Raw genomic sequence first — 22,619 nt, 5'->3', positions numbered from 1 at the left:
CTGCTCTCCTCGGATGAATCCTCATCATTTGGTATAATAGAGTATAGATTTTTTGGAACGGAGCGATTGATATGAATGGAACGCAAAAAGCGTTTTTTGAAGAAAAGGAGCGTTCACTTGGCGTTTGTCTAAATGATGTGCAGACGCAGGCGGTGTTGCAAACGAATGGCCCGCTGTTACTATTGGCATCTCCCGGTTCAGGAAAAACGACGACGATTATTATGCGTATTGGCTATATGATTGAAGCGCTTGGTGTGAATCCTTCTCGCATAAAGGCTGTTACGTTTAGTAAGGCATCGGCCGGCGATATGAAGTCACGGTTTGTAAAGTTTTTCCCGCATTTGCCACCGGTTGATTTTTCGACGATTCATAGTTTAGCATTTCAAGTTGTGCGACAGACACTTGAACGTCAGGGCATTTCGTACGGAATCATTGAAGAATCGGATAAGTCTGGTGTTGTTTCAAAAAAACGAGTGCTTCGCGAGATTTTTGAACAATTAAATGGCTCGAAAATTACCGAAGATCAGTTAGACGAGCTACTGACGTACATAACGTTTATCAAAAATAAAATGCTGCCAGAACAGAAATGGGCAATTGCAGAAGTAAAGGTACCAAGAAAAGTTGAGATTTTTAAGCGTTATGAGGAATATAAACGCACAGGTAGTGACCGTTTGTTAATTGATTTTGACGATATGCTATTAATGGCGAATGATATTTTCACGAAAAATCGAGAGGTTTTAGCACAATACCAACGCCGCTACGATTATTATTTAACAGATGAAAGTCAGGATACATCGCCAGTTCAACATGCGATCATCGCGAAGCTCGTCGCAGTCCATCAAAATTTATGCGTCGTTGCAGATGAGGATCAGTCCATTTATAGCTGGCGTGGTGCAGAGCCAGATTATTTGTTGAATTTCCGAAAGATATATCCGGAGGCGCAGGTTTTACTTATGACGCAAAACTATCGTTCATCTGCAACGATTGTAGAGCCAGCCAATATATTCATTCAGCGAAATAAAAAGCGTTATAACAAACAAATGTTTACAGAAAATCCTGCAGCAGAGCCAATTTCGTTTAAGATCCTAGAGAATTACAATTTACAGGCCAAATATTTAGTGGGCCAGTTGAAGAAACTGCCTAAGAGTGACTCAACGGCTATTTTATATCGAAATAATACGTCAGCCATTCCTCTTATGGACGCATTTGACAGAGCAGGCTTGCCTTTCTATATGAAAGATTCCACGATTCGCTTTTTCACGCATTGGGTCGTGGAGGATATTATGAACTTTATGCGTCTAGCGTATAATACAAAAAATATCACGGTATTTGAAAAAGTTTATACAAAAATGAATGCTTATATTACACCAACGCAATTTAAGGCACTACAGAAAGTGCAGGGGGATGGCTGTGTATTCACACAGTTGCTAGAGCATGTTGAGTTAAAAGATTATCAGCCCGAATATATTAAGCGGATTCGCAAAACGTATGATTGCATTCAATTTGATAAAACGACGCCAACAGCCATGCTAGAGCATATCCGATATGACTTTGGTTATGAACGTACCTTAAAGAAAATGAGTGAGAAACTCGGTTTTAATTATGAAAATTTATTAGATATTGTGAATGTACTTGGTTTAATTGCTCGTCATACGCGGACGATGACTGAATTTGCGGGTCGTTTGAAGCAGCTTGAAATTTTAGCACGATCGTCTCATATAAAAAATGAAATGAATGCAATTACACTGACAACATTGCACAGTTCAAAAGGATTGGAATTTGACCGTGTATATTTGATTGACTTGATTGAGGGGATTATACCAAGTGAGGCAGAAGAAGAAATCGAGGAAGAAACGCGACTCTTTTATGTCGGTATCACGCGTGCGATTCGCCATTTGGAACTAATTTCGTATAGTAAGCGTTTTAAAACAAGTGTGGTGCCATCGATTTTCTTGAAGGTGTTAAAACAAATCGTCACACCGCAAGAAATGCCAATTAAAGCGGCTAAAAGTTCGAGTAAAGCACTGAAGCGATACCGAAATGAACGGACGATTACAACCGTGTCAGCGTTAATCGTTGGCTCAAAAGTAAATCATGTGATCTTTGGAGAAGGGGAAATATTATCCGTTACTAGTAGCACGATTGAATTGTCATTTGCTACAGGGCTTAAGAAGTTTTTGACGGATACATGTTTACAACAAGGCTATTTAGAAACAATGGAAGATTAAATGAAGCGTATTCGGGATATTTTCGAATACGCTTTCTTTTATAGTAGTGCTATTTTGTAGGGGTTCCTTGATAGAAAAATAAACGCCATTGCTCATCATGTACTTTCCGTCAAATGGAAATATTAGTTTATACCACATTTATTGATTGGCATTCCGCAGCGATTAATCATCCGGAATATTTTGAACCTGATGGCGTTCATTTAGTACCTGAAGGAGTTAAAATCGTAACGAGATTATTTCAACATAAATATCGGGACTAATAAGTTGGTATAGCTATAAATAGAGAAAGATACTATATACAATGCTCAATTGTTAAAGTTTGAAGCATTTTGTTTTAATAGGGAGCCTCAGTAATATTTCTCTTGATTTATGTTATATAGCAGGACTTTTTGAATTGTTCTAAAATGCCGAACTATTTACTAAAAATTACTATCTTTATTTAGTGTCTTCCGTAGCTTTTTTTTGCGCTGTGAGAGCGATCGAGATGGGCATCGGTACGTATAACGGAATTTCGATGCGCCTCATAGCGTTATTTTTAAAGCAAATGTTCTCAATCGAGTGGTTACTTTTTTTAGAATAAAAAACAATTAGTAGAGGTAAAGAGCCACTAACAATGTGACAACAGATCAATGGTTTCTGGAAGAACATGAACAACTTGTTGGAGGAAAAGGGAGTAATGGATCGCTTTTCTAAATTTTAATTTTAGACTACGTAATAGTTGTTTAGAATTTCTCCTTATATTTTTATAACTAAAAATTATAAATGAAATAATACAACTATTATTCGTTTCCTGTCTTCAGACTTAGGTCTGAATTATTATTCAAATAGTAATGTCGTCGCTATGAGTTTATTTGTAAATAGATACAATTAATTCAATCATGTGACTAAAAAAATTACTATTCTAAGCAATCATCATATTATCAAAATTTATAAGTTCAAATAAAAAGCGAAGAAATTTAAATGTCCGTTAAAATTTTCTAAACTACATGGTTATCTATGTAAAATTGCGTACTAAGAATGAAGAATTGAAGACAACTTTACTACACCGTTAAGAAAAATAAAAATATTAATAAGTCCTATTTTTCAATATAAAAATTCACCATTATGTATCTAAATAAGGCTTTCTCTATATGAGAAGAAGTTTATAACTTTCGAATTTTCTTTCGGTTTCAGGTAAAGAAAAAACCAAAACTAATTTGTTGACAACTTTGTGACAAAGGAATATGATTTATTTCGTAAACAAAACATCTCAAATTCGAGATATATAGAAAGGAGTTTTATATATGGTTATCGATTGGTCAGTAACAGAAGTCTATAACACTATTATGGCGGTTTCAACCGGCATTGGTTTATTATTAATACTTCGATTTGCTTCCCATCTAGCTAAAGAAAAAGTTGGACAATTAGAAGGGTGGGCAATAGGCTTTGGAATACCAGGGTTTATATTAACAATAACAGGAGCTCATATGAGCTTTACCTGGCCATTGTCGAAGATTGGATTCCCATTTGATGATATTATATTTGGCGAGCCTTCCCTCGCATTTGGTATTCTACTTATGGCTGTATCCATCTTATTATGGAGAAAATCTAATCTATATTTAAGACAAGGAATGAATATGGACGATTCTAAAATAGTTTCAAATACCTTAAAGAAAGAATTGCCATACTTGATAAAACCTTTATCTTATTTTGCTGCGGCAATGGGATTAGCACTTATTTCAATTGCGTGTGCAGGTATTAAATTCCAATTATTTGCAGCACCTCCAGAAGAACCAATATCAGGAGCTTTTGCCGATTATCCAATGATTGAAGCTACTTTTATGTCTTTATTATTCGCGATTATAGGGATTGGAGCAGTATTACTTCCATTTGCCTTAAACAAAAACGCAAATCCGAACTTTGCTAAAGTTATTAAATTCCTTTGGACAATTGCAGGTATCGTCTTTGTTCTATTTGGCGCTATGAACTACTTTACACATATCGGATTGATTGTTAATACAATGCCCAAGTAGCCTGATAATAATCTACAATAAAGAAACCATTTGAACATTAATTCAAATGGTTTTTTTTAATTTTCCTTCCTGTGGTGTGATAAAAAAGTTATTACATAAGTAGTTTAATTAACAATAAAGTTGATTATAAAACATACATCTTATTTCATAAAAGGGCCGATTGTTGATGTTTTTTGAACAGATAACACAGATATTTTACCCCATCTTCCAAGGTCTGTTGTTTTAAGGTTTAACAATCCATTCGTAAACTTTAGAAAAAATAGGGTCATTGTTTGCTTGTAAAAGTAAGTAATTCTAAAAAGGATAAGCATTTGTAAAAAGATTAGGCTTGTTCTTTTCCCTAAAAAATAAAGTTTTTGGATAGGAACTTTAAAGTGCCTAAATCACTTTTTGATTACTATAAAACTTTAAAGTGCGTACTTACTTTTATTAAGCACACTTCTTATAATACATTTGTAGATATTCTTCTGACAGTGTTTTTAAAAGACAAAAGAATGGAGAAAGATCCATAGTCTTTATGCTTTAGCTATAAGAGTAGTTTATAAATATTGGTTTATTCCCCTTTAAAACTCAGTTTTCTTATATGTATTATAGGGAACGGGGAGCTATCCTTATTAGTTGAAGTATGGCTTTAGGGATAAAGAACAAAATAGTGACGATTGTACGGAGGTTAAAGATATGAGTATTTCAAGTTTAGACAAAACAAAAAGAATTATATTAGAGGAGGAAACGCTTCAATTTTCTACATTTACAAATGAAGATGCCTTTCAATTAGGTTTATTAATTGTTGAAATAGCGAAGCAAAAGGGGAAATTAATTGCTGTTGATATCACTAAAAATGGTGTGCAATTGTTTCATTTTAAGATGTCGGGGATGACAGAGGAAAATACTATATGGATTGAGCGCAAAAAACAAGTCGTTTCATTGCATAATCATAGCTCCTATTATATGCAGATACAAAGTGAGTTAAATGGAATTCCACATCATGTAGAATACCGTTTAGATCCTTCAAAATACGCTGCATTCGGTGGAGCATTTCCCATCAAAATAAAAAACGTAGGGGCCATCGGAGTGATAACGGTATCAGGATTAACACCTGAGGAAGATCATGAATTGGTGGTAAAAGCAATTAAAAATTATTTAAATAAACAGTTTTAGAGGAGGATACTATGCCATTAATTGAACTAAAAACTTGGCCAACTATGTCAAAGGAAGAAAAAAAGGACTACATTTTTTCTGTAACTGAACTTACAACAAAATTATTAAAGATTGTCCCTGACAAAATTCAGATCGTAATACATGAACTTGCTAAAGAAAATTGGGGAAAAGCTGGGGCAGTAGCAAATGATACTAACTTTGCTGAGAAAAGTAGAGTTGTCAATTGGGAAACTAAAGAGTCTTATCAAAAACAGGCAAGTAATGTAGATGGAATGACTATAATCGCGATTGATATATGGGATACATTTGATCAAGTGATAAAGGATAAATGGGTTAATCAGCTTACACAAATAACATCCAAATTTACCCACGCCCCGATGGATAAGGTACTAATCGTCATTCGTGAAATGATTCCAGGAAACTGGGGACAAAGCGGGATAACGGGAGCAAATAAAGACTTTCTTTCAAAAAGTAGAACATATTAAAAAAATCTAATTAAAAATTTTAAGTAAGTAGAAAGGAGAATAGTTATGAGTGAATTTTCTAATTACCGTAGCTATAATCGAATGTATAAAGAAGGTGAACTAACACTAGGCCTCCACATTCCATTAGAAAATTATAGGTTTGACACGCCGACAATGGAAAAGCAAGTAGAATTATCGCAATTAGCCGAGAATTACGGATTTACCAGTTTATGGTTTCGTGATGTGATATTAGAGGATCCTTCTTTTGGTGACCCAGCAGTAGGTCAAATTTACGATATGCTGATTTATTTAACTTATTTAGCAAGCCAAACAAAAGAAATTGCCTTAGGAACGTCTGCGATTGTTCTTTCCTTACGTCATCCTTTACGAGTGGCTAAGGAAATAGCTACGATTGATCAGTTATTCCCAGAACGCTTAATTATGGGCGTTTCATCTGGCGATCGAAGGGCCGATTTCCATGGATTAAATATTCATCATGAAGATCGAGGTCAACGATTCATTGAAGCATTTCAGTATTTAAATCAAGTGTTGTACGAAGAGTTTCCTTATATTCGTTCATCATTAGGCGATATTCAAGGAAGTAATTTAGTACCAAAACCAACGAAGCGAATCCCAACCATGATTACAGGATACTCACAGCAATCAATGGAATGGTTCGCGAAAAATGGTGACGGATGGATGTATTATCCAAGAATGCCACATCTTCAAGCCGAGACGATTCGACAATGGAGAGAACTTGTAGAACAATATTGCCCTGGAGTTTTCAAGCCATTTACTCAGCCTATGCATTTGGATTTGTCAGAAGATCCCAATGAAATGCCTACACCAATTCGTTTGGGTTTCCGAGTAGGTCGAAATCGATTAATAGAACTATTAAACATCTATAAGGAAATCGGTGTTAATCATCTTTTCTTTGCGCTATTTGATAGTAAACGACCAGCCGAAGAAGTTATTCATGAGCTCGGTCAAGAGGTATTGCCTCATTTTCCAGCTATCAAGTAGAGAATGTAACAACGGAGTGGAGTGTCAGGAGAAATTTCCTATCCACTCCTTCTTTATTAATAAACTGTTTAAAAGAATGAGGAAACCCCATACTATTAAGCGTATATTGCAATTAATTATTTACAAAACTACATTGGGAGGGATTTATTATGTTTCTGAATTTAAAAGGGAAAACGGCACTAGTTACGGGGTCTGCAGCAGGAATTGGAAAAGCCATTGCAAAGTCATTAGTAGCAGAGGGTGTTACTGTCATAATTAATGGACGCCATGAAGAGAAAGTTCAACAAACAATTCAAGAAATTCAAGAACAATATCCTGAAGCGATCCTCCAATCATTAGTATCTGATTTAGGAACAGCTCAAGGTTGCCAAAAGGCTATAGAGGAGTTCCAAGAAGTAGATATTCTAATTAACAACCTAGGGATTTTTGAGCCTAGAGAATATTTTAACATCTCTGATGAAGAATGGTTAAAGATGTTTGAGGTCAACATTATGAGTGGAGTTCGACTTACGCGATGGTACCTCAATCAAATGATTCAAAAAAAGGAAGGAAGAGTTATATTTATTGCGAGTGAAGCAGCCATTATGCCATCACAAGAAATGGCACATTATAGTGCGACAAAGACGATGCAGCTTTCTCTTTCTCGTAGTTTAGCGGAGCTGACGAAAGAAACCAATGTTACCGTCAATACGATTATGCCAGGTTCTACTTTAACAGAAGGCGTAGAAACGATGCTAAATACCCTTTATCCTAATGAAAATTTGTCAATGGCAGAAGCTGAAGCGCGATTTATGAAAGAAAATCGGCCTACTTCTATTATACAGCGACTTATTCGCCCAGAGGAAATTGCTAATTTCGTTACATTTTTAAGTAGTCCTCTTTCTTCTGCTATAAATGGATCTGCGTTGAGAATTGATGGGGGATTAGTACGTAGTGTCTTTTAAGAGGGTTTCAAATCCTATCAGGGCATCAAAATGAAAAAGTAATCATGAAAACAATTGGAGGAAAAAAATGATTAATCATTTACAAGATACAATCACATTAAATAACGGCCTACAAATGCCTGGTATGGGTTTAGGTGTTTTTCAAGTAGAGAATGATGCTACTGCAGAAATGGTAAAAAACGCCATTTAGGTCGGGTATCGAAGCATTGATACAGCTGCTATTTACGGTAATGAAGTAGGTGTAGGAGAAGGTATTAAACAAGCGCTAGGGTCTACTGGCTTACGACGTGAAGACTTGTTTATTACATCAAAAGTATGGAACGACGCATTAAGCTATGATGAAACTATCGCTGCATATGAAGAGAGCCTAGAAAAACTAGGGTTAGATTATTTAGATCTTTATCTTATTCATTGGCCTGGGAAAGATAAATATGCTGAATCTTGGAAAGCTCTTGAAGACCTATATGAACAAGGCAAGATCAAAGCAATTGGTGTATGTAACTTCACTGTTGCACACTTAGAAAACTTATTATCATTTGCTCGTATTAAACCTGTTGTGAATCAAGTGGAATTTCACCCACGCTTACAACAAGTCGAGCTTCGTTCATTCTGTGACAAACACCAAATTCAACTTGAAGCATGGGCACCTTTAATGCAAGGTGGACTTCTTGAAGATGAAACCATTTCAAAAATAGCAAAAAAATATGGGAAATCAAATTCTCAAGTTATTTTACGTTGGGATATACAAAATGGAGTCATCACTATCCCAAAATCTGTACGTAGAGAACGCATGATGCAAAATGCCGATATTTTTGACTTTAATTTAACAACCGAAGAAATGGCTATAATCAATGCCATGAACCTTGAACAACGTGTTGGACCAAATCCAGATGAATACGATTTTGCTCTATAAGCAATAAAAATGAAAAGAGACTGTCTTGTGTTTGACAGTCTCTTTTTCCCTCATTAAGATGTTTGCTGCATGGCTATATCATCATCACGGTGGTTTAAAATTACATCTTCGCCTTTATCCTGTAATACTTCAACATGATTTTCGCCCCAAGTGCAAAGCATGTTCAGAATAGGTTCCATTCCTTGTCCATAGGGCGTTAAGGAATATTCAACTTTCGGCGGTACTTGATTGAAAACCTTTCGAAGGATTAATCCATCTTGCTCTAATTCTCTTAATTGACTTGTAAGCATTTTTTGTGAAATTCCTGGAATTAATCGACGAAATTCATTTGTTCGAATTTTACCATGGTGGTTTAAATGACAAAGAATGACTGGTTTCCATTTACCACCAATGACTTCAAGCGTAGCTTCAACACCAATATTATAAATTTTTTGCATTGTAAACCTCCTGTAATACTAAAAGTAACTAAAAGTACTCTACATATCTTTTAGGCATGTATGTATATTACTACACAGGATAATAAAAATCAAAGGATATATCTCTTTATTAAAAATGATTTTTTCCAATTGCCTCTGTCATTGCGTTGATATCGATGATTGCAGAATATTTTATTGGTTTTGGTGGGCATTTCTTTAGTAAGGAATGCGTCTTTCTTCATCTAAAGAGCCATATTCTTGAATAACTAATTGTAGAAATAAAGGATATTTGAGATGATTATTATTAGTTTTAAAGGATAGTAAAAGGAACAGAGAATACAAAGGAGAGTGATAACGAGATATGAAATTATATTCACATAAACCTGAAGAGTACGAATGCCCATTTTGTCGGGTAGTATCGGGTAAAGAAAAACCAAATAAGGGAACGAAACAAAGAGACATTATTTATCAGAATAAAGACGTAACAGCGTTTATCGCAAGCAAGTGGTGGCCTAATAACATGGGGCATGTTCTCGTTGTTCCTAACGAACACTTCGAGAATATATATGAGCTTCCAGCAGAAATAGCTGCTGAAATTCATCGTGCTGCTCAATTGACAGCGTTTGCGATGAAAAATACATATGGTTGTAATGGAGTTTCTACTCGACAACATAATGAACCTGCTGGAAATCAAGATGTGTGGCATTATCATCTTCACGTTTATCCAAGATATGAAAACGATAACCTATACCTAACCAAAGGCTATTACACTGAACCAGATGAACGTCCTTTCTATGCAGATAAGTTGCGTTCGTGGATAAGTGAAAACTATAAGGGAGAAGGGGGAGGGGATAATAATAGTGATGCCGATTGCATTTTTACATAAGCGTGGCGAAGAAGTAGAACTAGGTATTGATTACTTAGTATTAAAAAAATCAAAAAAAGTTTATTAGGACATCAAAAGAAACAATCACAGCAATTATAAAAGATGGGTTATAATGAGTCCAAATTTTATCACCTGGAGAAAATCACAACTACAGTCTGAGGTATCCATCTCATATGAGGAGGATACCTTTTTTGTTTAAAAGGGTCCAAACTTAAGTGTTATGGACTGGATTCTTTTTCAACTAACAGAGCAAGATAATTTAAGAGTGTTGTTTAACTTGTCTTCCACAAACGGGATTGTGGAATAACACTTTTTAATAAAAAAGTGTCGCTGACCACTCACAAATTCTTTGAAAACAATTTTTATACCTATTTCAGTCTAATTACCGATAGTATATTAAATAAATATCCTGTATGGTTAATAAGTCGTAAAAGACACTATCAGGTATATCCTGCAAATATATGAAATGATAGGTGGAAACAATGAATTATCAAGTATTATTATATTACCATTACACGGAGATTGAAGATCCAGCTGTGTTTTCAGCAACACACTTAGCCATGTGTAAAGAAATCGGTTTAAAAGGTCGTATTTTAGTAGCAACTGAGGGCATTAATGGTACTGTTTCAGGTACGATTGAGCAAACTGAGCAATACATGGCAAATATGCAAGCAGACCCATTGTTTGAAGGCATTGTCTTCAAAATTGATGCGGCCGATGGGCATGCATTCAAAAAAATGCACGTACGCCCACGTCCTGAGTTAGTAAACTTAGGCTTAGAAAAAGACGTAAACCCACATGAATTAACAGGTCGCTACCTGTCACCAGAACAATTCCTTGCTGAAATGCAAAATGAAAATACAGTAGTATTAGATGTGCGTAACACGTATGAATACGATGTCGGCCATTTTCGTGACGCGATTCGACCAGATGTAGAAAACTTCCGTGATACACCGGAATGGGTACGTGCAAACCGCGAGCTGTTCGAAGGGAAAAATGTTTTAACATATTGCACGGGTGGGATTCGTTGTGAGAAGTTTTCGGGCTGGATGAAACGTGAAGGCTTTGGCGATGTCGGTCAATTACATGGCGGTATTGCAACATACGGAAAAGACCCTGTTACGAAAGGCCAATTATGGGACGGTCAAATGTACGTATTTGATGAGCGTTTAACGGTGCCAATCAATCAAGTAGAGCATGTGATTATCGGTCGAGATCACTATGACAGTGAACCTTGTGAACGTTACATTAACTGTGCAAACCCTGAATGTAACAAGCAAATCATCGCATCTGAAGAAAATGAAGCAAAGCATTTAGGTGGCTGTACAATCGAATGTACAAAGCATGCGCGTAACCGCTACATCGTGCGTCACAATTTAACAGAAGAGCAAGTAGCGCAAACAATTGAGGCGTTACAAGCATAAGCATGAAAAGCTGTGCGAGTGCAGGAATTAATATTGTTTAAACACAATGACGTTCACGTCCATTCTTGATTCTTGTATAATTGCTTTATTCAGATCAATCTATATTACTATATAGCCGGTGAACCTTTATATAAGGGTTTATCGGTTTTTTTTCACTTAATTTTACTTAGGGATACAAGCCCTATTTTAATTGTAAGCGGAGTGTGTAATTGGTAAAAAATTTAGCCAGTAATTCTTCTTCATTCAATACTTTTATTGCCGAGTAATCCTTTAAGTGTTTGCAAATCAACGTTTTCTTTATTTTGCTGTAACACAATGTTGCAAAAGTATGTCGGAAATGATGTAGCGTGAAGCGGGTAGGTGGGAGGCCTGCCTTTTTCAAAACATCGTTAAAGATGACATGTAACCCCCGCGTATTTAATGCTTTACGATTTTTTTTAGAAAAACAGGTTCTGTTGGATAAATTTTGATATGAGCTTAAAGAAGCTTTATAGGATGCCAGAAGAGGAACTAATGACTGGTGTGCTAAAAACAGTTAGTTTTAATCATACCACTAATTATAACCATTGAAAGGTGATAATGTGGAATGTGGCTACTAGGTTTTTTATGTACTTCTTCAGGGATATTTTTTAGGTGGAACGATAGCTTGGCTTTTTAAGGGATTGCAACAGAAGATAGATATCATTTATGGACTCTGTGCAGGTATTATCTTGGGCTTAATTAGTTTCGAATTTTTCCCAGAAGCAATTGAAACTGGCGGTTGGTTAAGTACCTTTATTGGATTTACTATAGGGATGCTCATATTCGAAGTATTGCATAATCGGTTGCACAAGAGAATCTCGCATTACTAGAGAAGAATCGAGGCGAATTAATATCTCTAAAAGCAACCTTAGATAGCCAAAAAGCACACAAAACAACTTTAATAGAAAACTACCTGATCCAGTGTAATGTTACTAAACAATCTGAGAATAGAAATTATAAAAGGGTCACTGAGTTAAGGTGATCCTGAATGAGGGAGGATGTGACGGTCAACCAACGCCACATCCAAATAATTGCGTGCGATACACTCAATTTAAATTTAAGCAGATACAGATAGAGGTTACTTATACATAAAAAAAAACGCAGCGTCGTCAAACGCTACAGCAAACTAATGAACACTATTAGGAAGAATAATCAAAAAGATATTTTTTAGAAAGGACAAAAAATTACGGCTAATTAATGTGAGGTTTGTAATAAAGAGTTTAGCAAGGATTAAGAATGAAATGTCCATATTACTTAACATGTGAGCTAATAATAATAAGTGTTATTCCCGTAAATAGGCAAATGATTCTCGTCACAGGAACTTTATCAGCTAGTCCAAATAATGCAATTGCTGTCGTTACGATTAAAACTGTTGGACCAACCAATGCAAGCATTGTATTAATATAGAATGCTTTTTCTAAATTATTCAACTTTAGCATCAACAATCCAGCACTTACTTCAATACTTCCAGACAATACACGTAATATAACCATAGCAAGAACCGATTTTTCAATAATAGTCATCATCCTATCTTTTATAGATAATTTTCGCATATATTAAAAATCCATGTTAAGTTAATTATAGTCTTCTATTTTAATGAAATACTAAAATCAATATATGTATGATTTGTATCAAATATTCTTGTTATATTATGCTTTAATTAATAAGTGATTTTCTAGATAAATGTTCAAAGAATTTATTAATAGAATCAGTTTTATATATCCATTTTCTGTTTTTAAAAGGAAATAGTATATGTGCATTTTATAAAATACTAAAGGCTTTACAAATATCTCAATTGAACCTGAACCCAAAATGATTCTAATACGGGCATACTTGAAGAGTCGAACATACAAATTTGTATGTTCGACTCTTTTTTACACATTATATAGAACCAATGGAAACTTTGTTATATATTGTTGAATTGACTGAGAAAAGATTACTAAAGGATTGAAGAAGCGACAAGTAATAAATTTGATACCCTGAATTTTTAAAAAGGTGTTGATTATGATCTTGCAAAATCTAATAAAAGACAAAAGTGAAGCTGCCTTGGTTCATTTAAATAAATTTAAACAAGTGTTAATGAACAGTTTGAGGAAAGAAAAAATAAAAAGGGTCACTTGGGATAGGAGTGACCCTAAGTAACAAAATTCGGAGGTGTAAGGCTAAAATAGCTTTACATTACTATCAATATGCCGTGATAGCGTAGTTTGTATAGTTCATAGCCTGAGAAATAGATTTAAAAATAAAAAAAGCTCTGATATGATTCATAATTAACTTACCAAAATTTAAAGAAGGACTTATTTTATAAATTTAATCCAAATCTCTTTAATTCAATGAAAATACCTTCCAATTGTTTTCCTTTGTCTGTTAACGTATATTCCACACGAGGGGGAACCTCCGGGAATACCTTTTTATTCAATATGCCATGATCTTCTAGTGTCTTAAGACGGAGTGAAAGTGTTTTCGGGCTAATTCCATTCATTGACTTCAATAGGTCACTGAATCGCATTGTTCCTTCTATAAGTAGATCGCGAATAATTAAAAAAGTCCATTTAGTCCCAATCACGTCAAGCGTTTTAGCAATCGGGCAAGTCTCACCTGGTGCACCTTTGGTCAACACTACTGGCTCAATAACACTCATCTGAAACATCCTCCCTAAAAAATTTTTTTACTAAATTTATCTTATCATATAACAATAGTATACTTTTAGAAACTTTATGAATTAAATATCACTACTTCCATAAATGAAGCTACTATATTTATAATATCGTTGTACTTATAATTTCATCCCTTATTGAGGAGTTGATCAAAAATTATTGCAAGAAATCAACGAAACAAGCTACCGTTGTTTAACTCATTGCTTTATTCCAGATGTAGCAAATGATTTGATTTTTAACTTAAGTGCAGTAGGGTTATCGGTTACCCTCTAGGCGTTAGGCGTTTTTTTTAGAGATAACAGAATTGAAGGAGCTAGATAAAGATGAAAAATATACTTATTATTAACGGTCATCAGAAGTATATTTCAGCAGAGGGGAATTTGAACCAAACATTGATGAACAAAATGGTCAGTTTTTTAAGTGAAAAGAAGAACAATGTAAAAACAACAATAATTCAAAACGGATATAAAATCGAAGAAGAACAACAAAAATTTTTATGGGCTGATATTATCATTTACCAAACACCTATCTATTGGTTCAGCGTCCCTGGCTTATTGAAGACGTATATGGATGAAGTATTTACTTATGGTTTATTTTTTAGGGGTGCTGATCAGTATGGAAAAGGCGGGTTGTTAACTGAAAAGAAATATATGTTTTCGACTACCTGGAATGCTCATGAAAAAGCATTTAACGATCCAAGTCAATTTTTTGAAGGGAGCAGCCTAGAAGATGCATTAATTCATTTACATCGAATACAGAAATTTCTCGGAATGAAACCTTTAAAGAGTTTCTCTTGTTATGATGTAGTCAAAAATCCGAAAGTTGAAAAGTTTGTATCCGAACTTGATTTACACCTACAAGAGATATTGAATTTTTAATCTATTAAGTTAACGTATAAGGAGAGAAAAACATGTTAAAAGATAAAAAAATTGTAATTATCGGCGGAAGCTCAGGAATTGGTTTGGAATTAGCTAAACAGCTAATAGCTCAAGGGGCAGAAGTAATCATTGCCAGCCGTTCCGAAGATAAATTACAGAATGCAAAAGAGCAACTAGGAGTTAGAGCAACGGCTTATATTCTAGATACAACGCAAGAACAGCAAGTACAATCTTTCTTTGAAAAGATTGGCCAGTTCGATCATCTTGTAGTAAGCGCTGCAGAAACATCCGGCGGGTTATTCCTCCAAACGGATACAGCTCAAGCCCGGAAACTGTTTGAAAACAAATTCTGGGGACAATATTATGCAGCGAAATACGGTGCATCAAAAATTTTACCAAACGGTTCAATCATTTTATTCTCAGGGGTTGTAGCCTACAAGTCTATGGTTGGCTCAGCAATTCTAGGTGCAGTCAATGCGGCTATTTCGAATCTAGGCCAGACTTTGGCTTTAGAACTTGCTCCTATCCGAGTAAACATCGTTTCACCTGGTATAATTGATACACCTTCCCGTAGCAAAATGCCAGAAGAAGCACGTAATAACTTCTATAATTCAGTTGAAAACAAACTCCCTGTGAAACGAATAGGAAGAGCTGAAGATGTTGCACAAAGCGTACTATACTTGCTACAAAATAGTTTCGTGACTGGAACCGTTCTTCATGTAGAAGGCGGTCACATTTTAACTTAAGACATGCACAAGGTTTTATTCGATTTTTAGCTCCTGATTAAATTCATTATAAAGAGCAAAACATTTTAAAAAAAGGCATCTCTGATAGAAAGATAATTAACGAACTATTTTGCGATAAACAATCCTAAACATTCGTATTGAAGTGGTGAAAATGCTATTCGCCCATCAGTTGAACACATCATAGATTAAATAAAACACGAATATTATATTTAAAAGTTATCTTTCACAAATGTTTGTAGAATAAACTTTATTTATTATCAAAGGACAGTAAAAACAACAATCAATGGAAAAAACGCCATTTTTAATTGACAAATAATCCATATATGCCATGATTACTTCGATCTAATATAAACAAGGGAACCCCTCCAAGTTAAAGACAAATTTTCTAAACGTTAATTTGTCTTTAACTTGGGGTTTTTTCGTGTAATTTTAAGGAAAGAGGGATTTATTATGAATAACACGATCACAGAAAAAAGCACTTTGGAAGAAGCTTATCTAGATCAAGAACTGGTTAGTGTATGGTCACAAAATTCGAAGAACGTTTATCGAAGAAATATTAATAAGATTTCAGAATATATGAAGGGCCTAGGATTACGGATCTAATGCTTTACGATTTGTGTGATTATCTAAAATAGAAGACCGTCAATTACATTAATGGGTTAGTTAACAATTTTCGAATATTATTGAAATTTCTCTCTCTGGTATTATTCCCTATAAATAGACAATGAATATGTAGCTATATATTTCAGTCAACTGAAAAATAACAGGTTAGAAAGAAAACTTTCTAGAGTTGAAATTGTAATGTATGTGATTACAGGAATGGCAACTTTACTGTGCTAAGTCCAACATCCTCGGTAAGTAAATATTCGACTTTAGGTGGAACATTGTGACCTTAAGAAGAACTACATTATCTCCTTCCTTTACGATATGGGTACTTTTTTGTTTCTAAAGCACTTTAAAGTACGTACTTTTCATCGTGTTAAATATATTTCATAATGACACTTGTAAGACGGAAATGAGTAATAAGGTATTTTATCGTGTGTACTTTTTTCTTGTTAAACGATTTATCATGTCGGGTGATGAAATATCATTCAGCATTGATTTTTATATCTATTCACACTATTCAATCCAATTCTTACTATAAATTTTTAGGAGGATTCTTTAAATGAGAGATATACTGAAAGGAAAACTAGGTTTTGGTACTGCGCCGCTTGGTAATATGTACCGTAATATCCCGGAAGAAGAAGCTATAGCAACTGTAGATGCGGCATGGGAGAGTGGTATTCGTTACTTTGACACAGCTCCACTTTATGGCTCTGGCTTAGCGGAGATTCGTCTTGGTGAAGCATTATCGAAAAGAAATCGTGATGAGTACGTTTTAAGTACAAAGGTAGGTCGAATTATTTCAGATGAATTGGAAGATCCATCTGCACGTGATTTAGGTGAAAAAGGTGGGCTTTTTGAATTCGGCCGTAAGAATAAAATTATCAATGATTATAGTGCTGATGCAACTCTTCGTTCTATCGAGGATAGCTTGAAACGTTTACAAACAGATCGTCTAGACTTTGTTTTTATTCATGATTTAGCGCAAGACTTTTATGGCGATGAATGGATTGCTCAATTTGAAACTGCTCGAACAGGGGCATTTCGTGTTCTCACACGTTTACGTGATGAAGGAGTCATTAAAGGGTGGGGACTTGGAGTAAACCGAGTAGAGTCAATTGAACTCATGCTTGACCTGGAGGAAGCAAAGCCTAATGTATCCTTGCTTGCTGGTCGTTACACTTTATTAGATCATGAAAGTGCGCTACAACGAGTAATGCCTACAGCTAAAAAAAATAACATGGACATTGTCGTTGGTGGCCCATATAGTTCAGGTGTTCTTGCGGGAGGTACTCACTTCGAATATCAAAAAGCGTCACCAGAAATTATGGCAAAAGTGGAGAAAATCAAACATATTGCAGATCGTCATCAAATTAGCATCAAGGCGGCAGCTTTACAATTTTCATTGGCGAACCCAGCAGTTGCTGCTGTCATTCCTGGTGCAAGTAAACCAGAGCGAATTGCAGAAGACAAAGTTGCATTGAACACGGTAATTCCGGCAGCATTCTGGGAAGAAATGCGTGTACAAAAACTAGTAGCACCTAATGCACCACTTCCAATCGATTTTAAATAAAAAGAGTAATGAAAAGGCAAATACACATCTATTAAAACTTGAGCTTCACCTGAACAGGCCAGGAGACTCCCTTCAGAACTGGTAACTTTATATACCAAGCAGTGAGGTAAGTGAGGGTGGACGCGTGCATCATTTAGCTAATTCTGATCGTGATACGATTGTAGAGCGTTTATTAGCATTTAACAATAAGGAGCCTACACTTATTCAATTATGAAGGTACCGTTTCTGGTTACATGGCTACTCACACTAATTACTAAATCTCGGATATATTGAATTTTATATCTAAAGATGCTTCAGCAGCCAAGAGCTTTTTCAAAAAAGCCTTGGCTGTTCGTCTTAGTGCGTACTGTATTGATATTAAGATTGATCTGATATCGGTAGGTAACAAACTTAGTTCGTACACCGTGGGGGTACTGTTACTTGTAAGCATTATAATGGAGGATTATTCTCAGTGTTGATTCGGGTGATCAATGAATTGATTTTAATAAACGATGGAATCCATGTCTTATAGAAACATAAACTTACTTTCATTTCAATCATAATTAGCTAATTCTAAATAGATTGATTATCAAGGTAGTTTTTTTAAATTTATTAGTAGGAGATGTTTAAATGGTTGAAGAATTTTTTTATAAAAATATACTAAAAAATCTCTTTTCAGACCCTGTTCAAATTACACTTTGGAATGGAGAGACCTTACAATATGGTGAAGGAAAACCTCTATTTCATGTAACATTCCATAAGCCTCTATCAAAAAAAGAGATTGCAAAGGACCCTTCTATCGCATTCGGTGAAGCATATATGAATGGAGATCTTGAAATACAAGGAGACCTTGAAAAAGCAATTCAATCTATTTATAAAAAGCAGGATAGTTTTTTAGGTAATAGTAAATTGCAATATTTCAAAAGTAAATGGAATTTCTCAAAACAAAAAAATAAAGAAGATATTGCTCACCATTATGATATCGGGAACGATTTCTATAAACTGTGGCTAGATGAAACAATGACATACTCTTGTGCATATTTTCTAAGCGATAATAGTTCTCTAAAAAAAGCTCAACATAATAAAGTAAAGCATATTTTAAAGAAGTTAAATCTTCAGAAAGGTGATACTTTATTGGACATTGGTTGCGGATGGGGTGAACTAATCACGGCTGCTGCAAAGCAATATGGCGTTAAAGCAATGGGCGTAACTTTAAGTGAGGAGCAATATACAAAGACTTCTGAGCGAATTAAGCAAGAGGGGCTTACTGAGTTGGTTGAAGTATCTTTACTTGATTATCGTGATATTCAATATCGTAAGTTTGATAAAATTGTTAGCGTAGGCATGATTGAACATGTAGGAAAAGATCACATCACGGAATACTTCGAAACAGTTAATAATTTATTAAATAACGGCGGGGTATCACTGCTTCATTGTATTACTTCTCCAACGAATGGTGCTACCAATGGCTGGATTGAAAAATATATATTCCCTGGTGGGTATGTTCCCGCTGTCAACGAATTAATCACCAATATGACAAACCAACAATTTTATATTGTTGATGTGGAAAGCTTACGCAGACATTACGGTAAAACCCTCCAACATTGGGCTCAAAATTTTGAAAATGCATTAGAGGAAATTCGTCAGACTAAAGATGAGAGATTCATTCGTATGTGGCGCTTATATTTAAATGCCTGTGCAGCTTCATTCTTTACGGGTAATATTGATTTACATCAATTTGTATTTACAAAAGGCATTAATGATTCAATTCCTATGACGCGTTCTTATATGTATGAATAAGAGGATAATATGTCCTTAACAAGGAGAGGGAAAATAATGAACGAAATTATAATCACTGCAGTTTTAAAAGCTAAATCAGGGAAAGGTGAACTGCTAAAAAAAGAGTTACTAAATTTAGTTGAAGCATCTCGAGCCGAAGATGGCTGTATTCAATATACTCTTCATGAATCTGTTGAAAATAGAGATACATTTGTTTTTTATGAAAGATGGAAAGATGAAGAGGCGCTTACTTTTCATATTAATACTGAGCATTATAAATATTGTGGTCAGCAAACAGAGCCGCTACTGGAAAAACAAGAGATTCACCGTTTACAAATATTAAACTCTTAATCGAGAACTTCTTTTGCACCGTTCAATATACTGAATGGTGCTTCTTTAATCGTGAGTGAACTAAGGTGGATAAATTTGGTATATTCTTAAAGAAGCTTTATAGTATGCCAGAAGCGGAACTAAGTAAAACCTGTAGTGTTAATAAGTATGTTACACATGAACATCCATTAAATATAAAAAAATGAACAATTCATCTACGAGTGGTGCGTACCTGTGCAAAAGTAGCATCGGGTCAAATTGGAGATGTACGTTTGACACTATAACATTCAAAAAGGCTTAAGTCCAAAACCCTAACATTGATAACAAAAAAATACTTGTCTTTTAATAAATAATCTGTGATTAGCTATTTGTTTTATCATCCGTTTTTATGGTGATCTTGCATTTATTTTAATTGCCAATGTTATTAATTATGTTTATATATTGTGAAAAGTCTAATGATAAAGATGAATCTGCAGAATTAAACGGGGCTCAATTGCTGATGAAATACGAATGGAGAAATTAGGAATTACGTTATCTAATTTGCTACAGCTATGATGAAAGGTTTTCAAAAATAAAAGGGGCTCGTTTTAAAAATAGAAAGTACTTTTTAATTTGAGCTGTTAGAGCAATCGAGATGGGTAATGGTATCTGTTACTAAATTTCGATGCGTCTCATGGCTTTTTATTTGTTGCTACAGCTAGGTAAATAAAAAGCAGAATTTGTAAAATTTTATCGCACAAAGGTATTTTTCGAACTTTTTATTGAAAAACGCTTTTGAATATTCGTGTTTAATCAATGAAAGTGCTATTTGTCCATCAGCTGGATGCTTCGAAAATCTAATAAAACACGAACATTAAGAAGAGCTGTAAATCGTATAAATAATTCATCCCAATCAATAATTCCTATCCCATTAGAGATATTTAATGAATTATTTCCTTTGTTCAATTTTATACATTAAATTGATAACACGCTGAAGTATGAACTCTCTCTCAGCAAGAGCTTCGTTGGCTATTAGAAGGATTATCGATTCAGCAGCCAAAGGCAATTGTGAAATCTGCAAAAGGTGTCTTTAAACCGGTCTATTATTAGTGGTACCATTATCCATATATGAAACTGAACGGAAATGTGGTAATCGATTTGACGAGTGTTAGAAGAGGTGGAGTCAGATTTATGAGGATACAACGATAAGGACAAACACACCCAAACCACGCTTTTTGGTGCATTTTTACTTCAACCTACGTGGCAGAATAATGAAAAATCAGTTAATATTAAAAATAAACATTTTTGTAAAGAAAAGGGGAGGAATTTATGTTTTCTAATGAAGAAAGAGAGTCTATTTATAAAGTTATTTATAATAGGAGAGATATTCGAAGTTTTTTATCAACTCCTATCCCTGAAAACATTATACATAGAATATTAAATGCAGCTCATCATGCACCTTCAGTAGGATTTATGCAACCTTGGAACTTTATTTTGATTTCCACTGACGAAATTAAAGAAAAATTGGCTTGGGCAGCAGAAAAAGAAAGCCGAGCATTAGCTATTCATTATGATGGGGAGAAAAAAATGAAATTCCTTGATTTAAAAATTGAGGGTTTAAAAGAAGCTCCTATAACTATTTGTGTTACATGTGACCCTACAAGAGGAGGTTCCCATGTATTAGGACGAAATTCAATTCCTGAAACAGATATTTTATCAACAGCCTGTGCTATTCAAAATATGTGGTTAGCAGCTTGTGCTGAAGGACTTGCGATGGGGTGGGTAAGTTTTTATAAAAAGAATGATATTAGAGACATTTTAGAAATACCACCACACATTGATCCCATTGCTCTTATATCAATCGGTTACACTGAAAATTACCCAGAAAAGCCCATTTTAGAGTTAGCTAATTGGGAAAAAAGACGTTCTTTAGAACATCTTATTTTCGAAAATAAATGGGGACAAAACTAGAGACTTATTAATCTATCAGGGGGCGTTAATTGAATAATGTTGAATTGCATAGGTAACTCTTTTTAGCGACGCACGAGCAGTAACTCCTAGCGAATCTGAGCACACAGAAGAACAAAGCATGTCAACTGTTACGTATACAGTTGTTCGTAAACTACATAAAAAACGAAATGATTCGTTTCGTGATGGAATGGAAATCGAAGAAATTCATCATCATCTTGAAAACATACAATGTGACTGTTGCCTTGGTCAAATGACTGAAGCTGGTATAACGATTGCGCGTGAAGAAGCAAAATTCATTCCGGCAATAATGATGTGTATCCAGCATATTGAACATGCCTACGAGTGCAAGCACTGTAAAAAGGACGCCACATAAAAAGCACAAATGAAACGTGGAAAAGCCCCACAAGATGCCATTCAGCGAAGTATTGCAGGACCAACTGTATCGCCTAGAACGTCAATTTAAGCATCTTCCACCAGGTAAACACCGAAAATCACGGCAAAAATATTCAAAGCCAATTGTAGAAAAATTATTGAAATGGGTGGATGGATCACCTTCTTTTGAAAAAATGCATTAGCAATTTAGTGACTACAAAAATAAATTCGTATGTCTTTTCAAAAATATATGAACCTAGCGT

General features: G+C 34.8%; 20 protein-coding genes and 2 pseudogenes. 18 read left to right on the top strand and 4 right to left on the bottom strand.

Going from position 1 to position 22,619, the window contains the following annotated elements; translation table 11 throughout:
• The first annotated feature begins 71 nt into the window (after positions 1-71).
• The 7 genes and pseudogenes from ACFVT8_RS06800 to ACFVT8_RS06770 all read left to right on the top strand — a co-directional run bounded on the left by ACFVT8_RS06800 (position 72) and on the right by ACFVT8_RS06770 (position 8,742).
• Positions 72-2,228, top strand: coding sequence for an ATP-dependent helicase (locus ACFVT8_RS06800; protein ID WP_387082823.1), 2,157 nt, complete (start codon positions 72-74; stop codon positions 2,226-2,228).
• Between the two features lie 1,283 nt (positions 2,229-3,511).
• Positions 3,512-4,240 carry a DUF981 domain-containing protein gene (locus ACFVT8_RS06795; protein ID WP_387082822.1) on the top strand — a complete coding sequence of 243 codons (729 nt, stop codon included), beginning with the start codon at positions 3,512-3,514 and terminating at the stop codon, positions 4,238-4,240.
• A 678-nt stretch (positions 4,241-4,918) separates the two neighbouring features.
• Positions 4,919-5,398, top strand: a complete 480-nt coding sequence (locus ACFVT8_RS06790) for a heme-degrading domain-containing protein (protein ID WP_387082821.1) — start codon at positions 4,919-4,921, stop codon at positions 5,396-5,398.
• A gap of 11 nt (positions 5,399-5,409) precedes the next feature.
• Positions 5,410-5,883: a tautomerase family protein gene (locus ACFVT8_RS06785; RefSeq protein WP_387082820.1), complete on the top strand. Its 474-nt coding sequence runs from the start codon at positions 5,410-5,412 to the stop codon at positions 5,881-5,883.
• Between the two features lie 45 nt (positions 5,884-5,928).
• On the top strand, positions 5,929-6,885 hold the full coding sequence (locus tag ACFVT8_RS06780; RefSeq protein ID WP_387082819.1) for an LLM class oxidoreductase: 957 nt from the start codon (positions 5,929-5,931) through the stop codon (positions 6,883-6,885).
• A gap of 149 nt (positions 6,886-7,034) precedes the next feature.
• Positions 7,035-7,829: an SDR family NAD(P)-dependent oxidoreductase gene (locus ACFVT8_RS06775; protein ID WP_387082818.1), complete on the top strand. Its 795-nt coding sequence runs from the start codon at positions 7,035-7,037 to the stop codon at positions 7,827-7,829.
• Between the two features lie 67 nt (positions 7,830-7,896).
• A pseudogene (locus ACFVT8_RS06770) lies at positions 7,897-8,742 on the top strand (aldo/keto reductase).
• Between the two features lie 53 nt (positions 8,743-8,795).
• Here the strand turns inward: ACFVT8_RS06770 and ACFVT8_RS06765 are convergent.
• Positions 8,796-9,179, bottom strand: a complete 384-nt coding sequence (locus ACFVT8_RS06765; RefSeq protein WP_387082817.1) for a winged helix-turn-helix transcriptional regulator — start codon at positions 9,177-9,179, stop codon at positions 8,796-8,798.
• 340 nt (positions 9,180-9,519) lie between these two features.
• Here ACFVT8_RS06765 and ACFVT8_RS06760 point away from each other — a divergent pair, with 340 nt between their 5' ends.
• Together ACFVT8_RS06760 and trhO are read left to right on the top strand one after the other, a co-directional pair.
• Entirely contained in the window at positions 9,520-10,044 is a 525-nt protein-coding gene (locus ACFVT8_RS06760) for an HIT family protein (protein WP_387082816.1), read from the top strand.
• A gap of 482 nt (positions 10,045-10,526) precedes the next feature.
• Complete coding sequence (gene trhO, locus ACFVT8_RS06755; protein WP_387082815.1) at positions 10,527-11,468, top strand: oxygen-dependent tRNA uridine(34) hydroxylase TrhO; 942 nt, start codon at positions 10,527-10,529, stop codon at positions 11,466-11,468.
• A 181-nt stretch (positions 11,469-11,649) separates the two neighbouring features.
• On the opposite strand, the gene ACFVT8_RS06750 is transcribed toward trhO, so the two are convergent.
• From ACFVT8_RS06750 to ACFVT8_RS06740, 3 genes are all read right to left on the bottom strand, one after another.
• A complete protein-coding gene (locus tag ACFVT8_RS06750) occupies positions 11,650-11,970 on the bottom strand; it encodes a tyrosine-type recombinase/integrase (protein ID WP_387083376.1) in 321 nt (106 codons plus the stop codon).
• 769 nt (positions 11,971-12,739) lie between these two features.
• The gene (locus ACFVT8_RS06745) at positions 12,740-13,015 is read right to left on the bottom strand and encodes a YqhV family protein (RefSeq protein WP_387083375.1); all 276 of its coding nucleotides are present in this window, start codon (positions 13,013-13,015) and stop codon (positions 12,740-12,742) included.
• Positions 13,016-13,791: 776 nt separating this feature from the next.
• A complete protein-coding gene (locus tag ACFVT8_RS06740; RefSeq protein ID WP_053485593.1) occupies positions 13,792-14,130 on the bottom strand; it encodes a winged helix-turn-helix transcriptional regulator in 339 nt (112 codons plus the stop codon).
• 339 nt (positions 14,131-14,469) lie between these two features.
• On the opposite strand from ACFVT8_RS06740, the gene ACFVT8_RS06735 reads away from it, so the two are divergent.
• The 9 genes and pseudogenes from ACFVT8_RS06735 to ACFVT8_RS06695 all read left to right on the top strand — a co-directional run bounded on the left by ACFVT8_RS06735 (position 14,470) and on the right by ACFVT8_RS06695 (position 22,357).
• Positions 14,470-15,024 carry an NAD(P)H-dependent oxidoreductase gene (locus tag ACFVT8_RS06735; protein ID WP_387082814.1) on the top strand — a complete coding sequence of 185 codons (555 nt, stop codon included), beginning with the start codon at positions 14,470-14,472 and terminating at the stop codon, positions 15,022-15,024.
• Positions 15,025-15,056: 32 nt separating this feature from the next.
• Entirely contained in the window at positions 15,057-15,770 is a 714-nt protein-coding gene (locus ACFVT8_RS06730) for an SDR family oxidoreductase (RefSeq protein WP_387082813.1), read from the top strand.
• Between the two features lie 450 nt (positions 15,771-16,220).
• The gene (locus tag ACFVT8_RS06725; RefSeq protein WP_387082812.1) at positions 16,221-16,373 is read left to right on the top strand and encodes a hypothetical protein; all 153 of its coding nucleotides are present in this window, start codon (positions 16,221-16,223) and stop codon (positions 16,371-16,373) included.
• A 562-nt stretch (positions 16,374-16,935) separates the two neighbouring features.
• Positions 16,936-17,946 (top strand): aldo/keto reductase, encoded by a 1,011-nt coding sequence (locus tag ACFVT8_RS06720; protein WP_387082811.1) that lies wholly within the window; start codon positions 16,936-16,938, stop codon positions 17,944-17,946.
• 88 nt (positions 17,947-18,034) lie between these two features.
• A pseudogene (locus ACFVT8_RS06715) lies at positions 18,035-18,198 on the top strand (SRPBCC family protein); the annotation flags it as partial.
• A 357-nt stretch (positions 18,199-18,555) separates the two neighbouring features.
• Positions 18,556-19,725: a class I SAM-dependent methyltransferase gene (locus ACFVT8_RS06710; protein ID WP_387082810.1), complete on the top strand. Its 1,170-nt coding sequence runs from the start codon at positions 18,556-18,558 to the stop codon at positions 19,723-19,725.
• Positions 19,726-19,761: 36 nt separating this feature from the next.
• On the top strand, positions 19,762-20,055 hold the full coding sequence (locus ACFVT8_RS06705) for a putative quinol monooxygenase (RefSeq protein WP_387082809.1): 294 nt from the start codon (positions 19,762-19,764) through the stop codon (positions 20,053-20,055).
• A gap of 1,287 nt (positions 20,056-21,342) precedes the next feature.
• A complete protein-coding gene (bluB, locus tag ACFVT8_RS06700; RefSeq protein ID WP_249106544.1) occupies positions 21,343-21,984 on the top strand; it encodes a 5,6-dimethylbenzimidazole synthase in 642 nt (213 codons plus the stop codon).
• 118 nt (positions 21,985-22,102) lie between these two features.
• Positions 22,103-22,357 carry an IS66 family transposase zinc-finger binding domain-containing protein gene (locus ACFVT8_RS06695; RefSeq protein ID WP_387082808.1) on the top strand — a complete coding sequence of 85 codons (255 nt, stop codon included), beginning with the start codon at positions 22,103-22,105 and terminating at the stop codon, positions 22,355-22,357.
• Positions 22,358-22,619: the final 262 nt, after the last annotated feature.

Origin of the sequence: Lysinibacillus sp. NPDC058147, assembly GCF_042884205.1 — a bacterium.
Lineage (GTDB): Bacteria > Bacillota > Bacilli > Bacillales_A > Planococcaceae > Lysinibacillus.
Note: the sequence above shows the minus strand (reverse complement) of the source record. Positions and strands in the feature narration are given on the sequence as shown.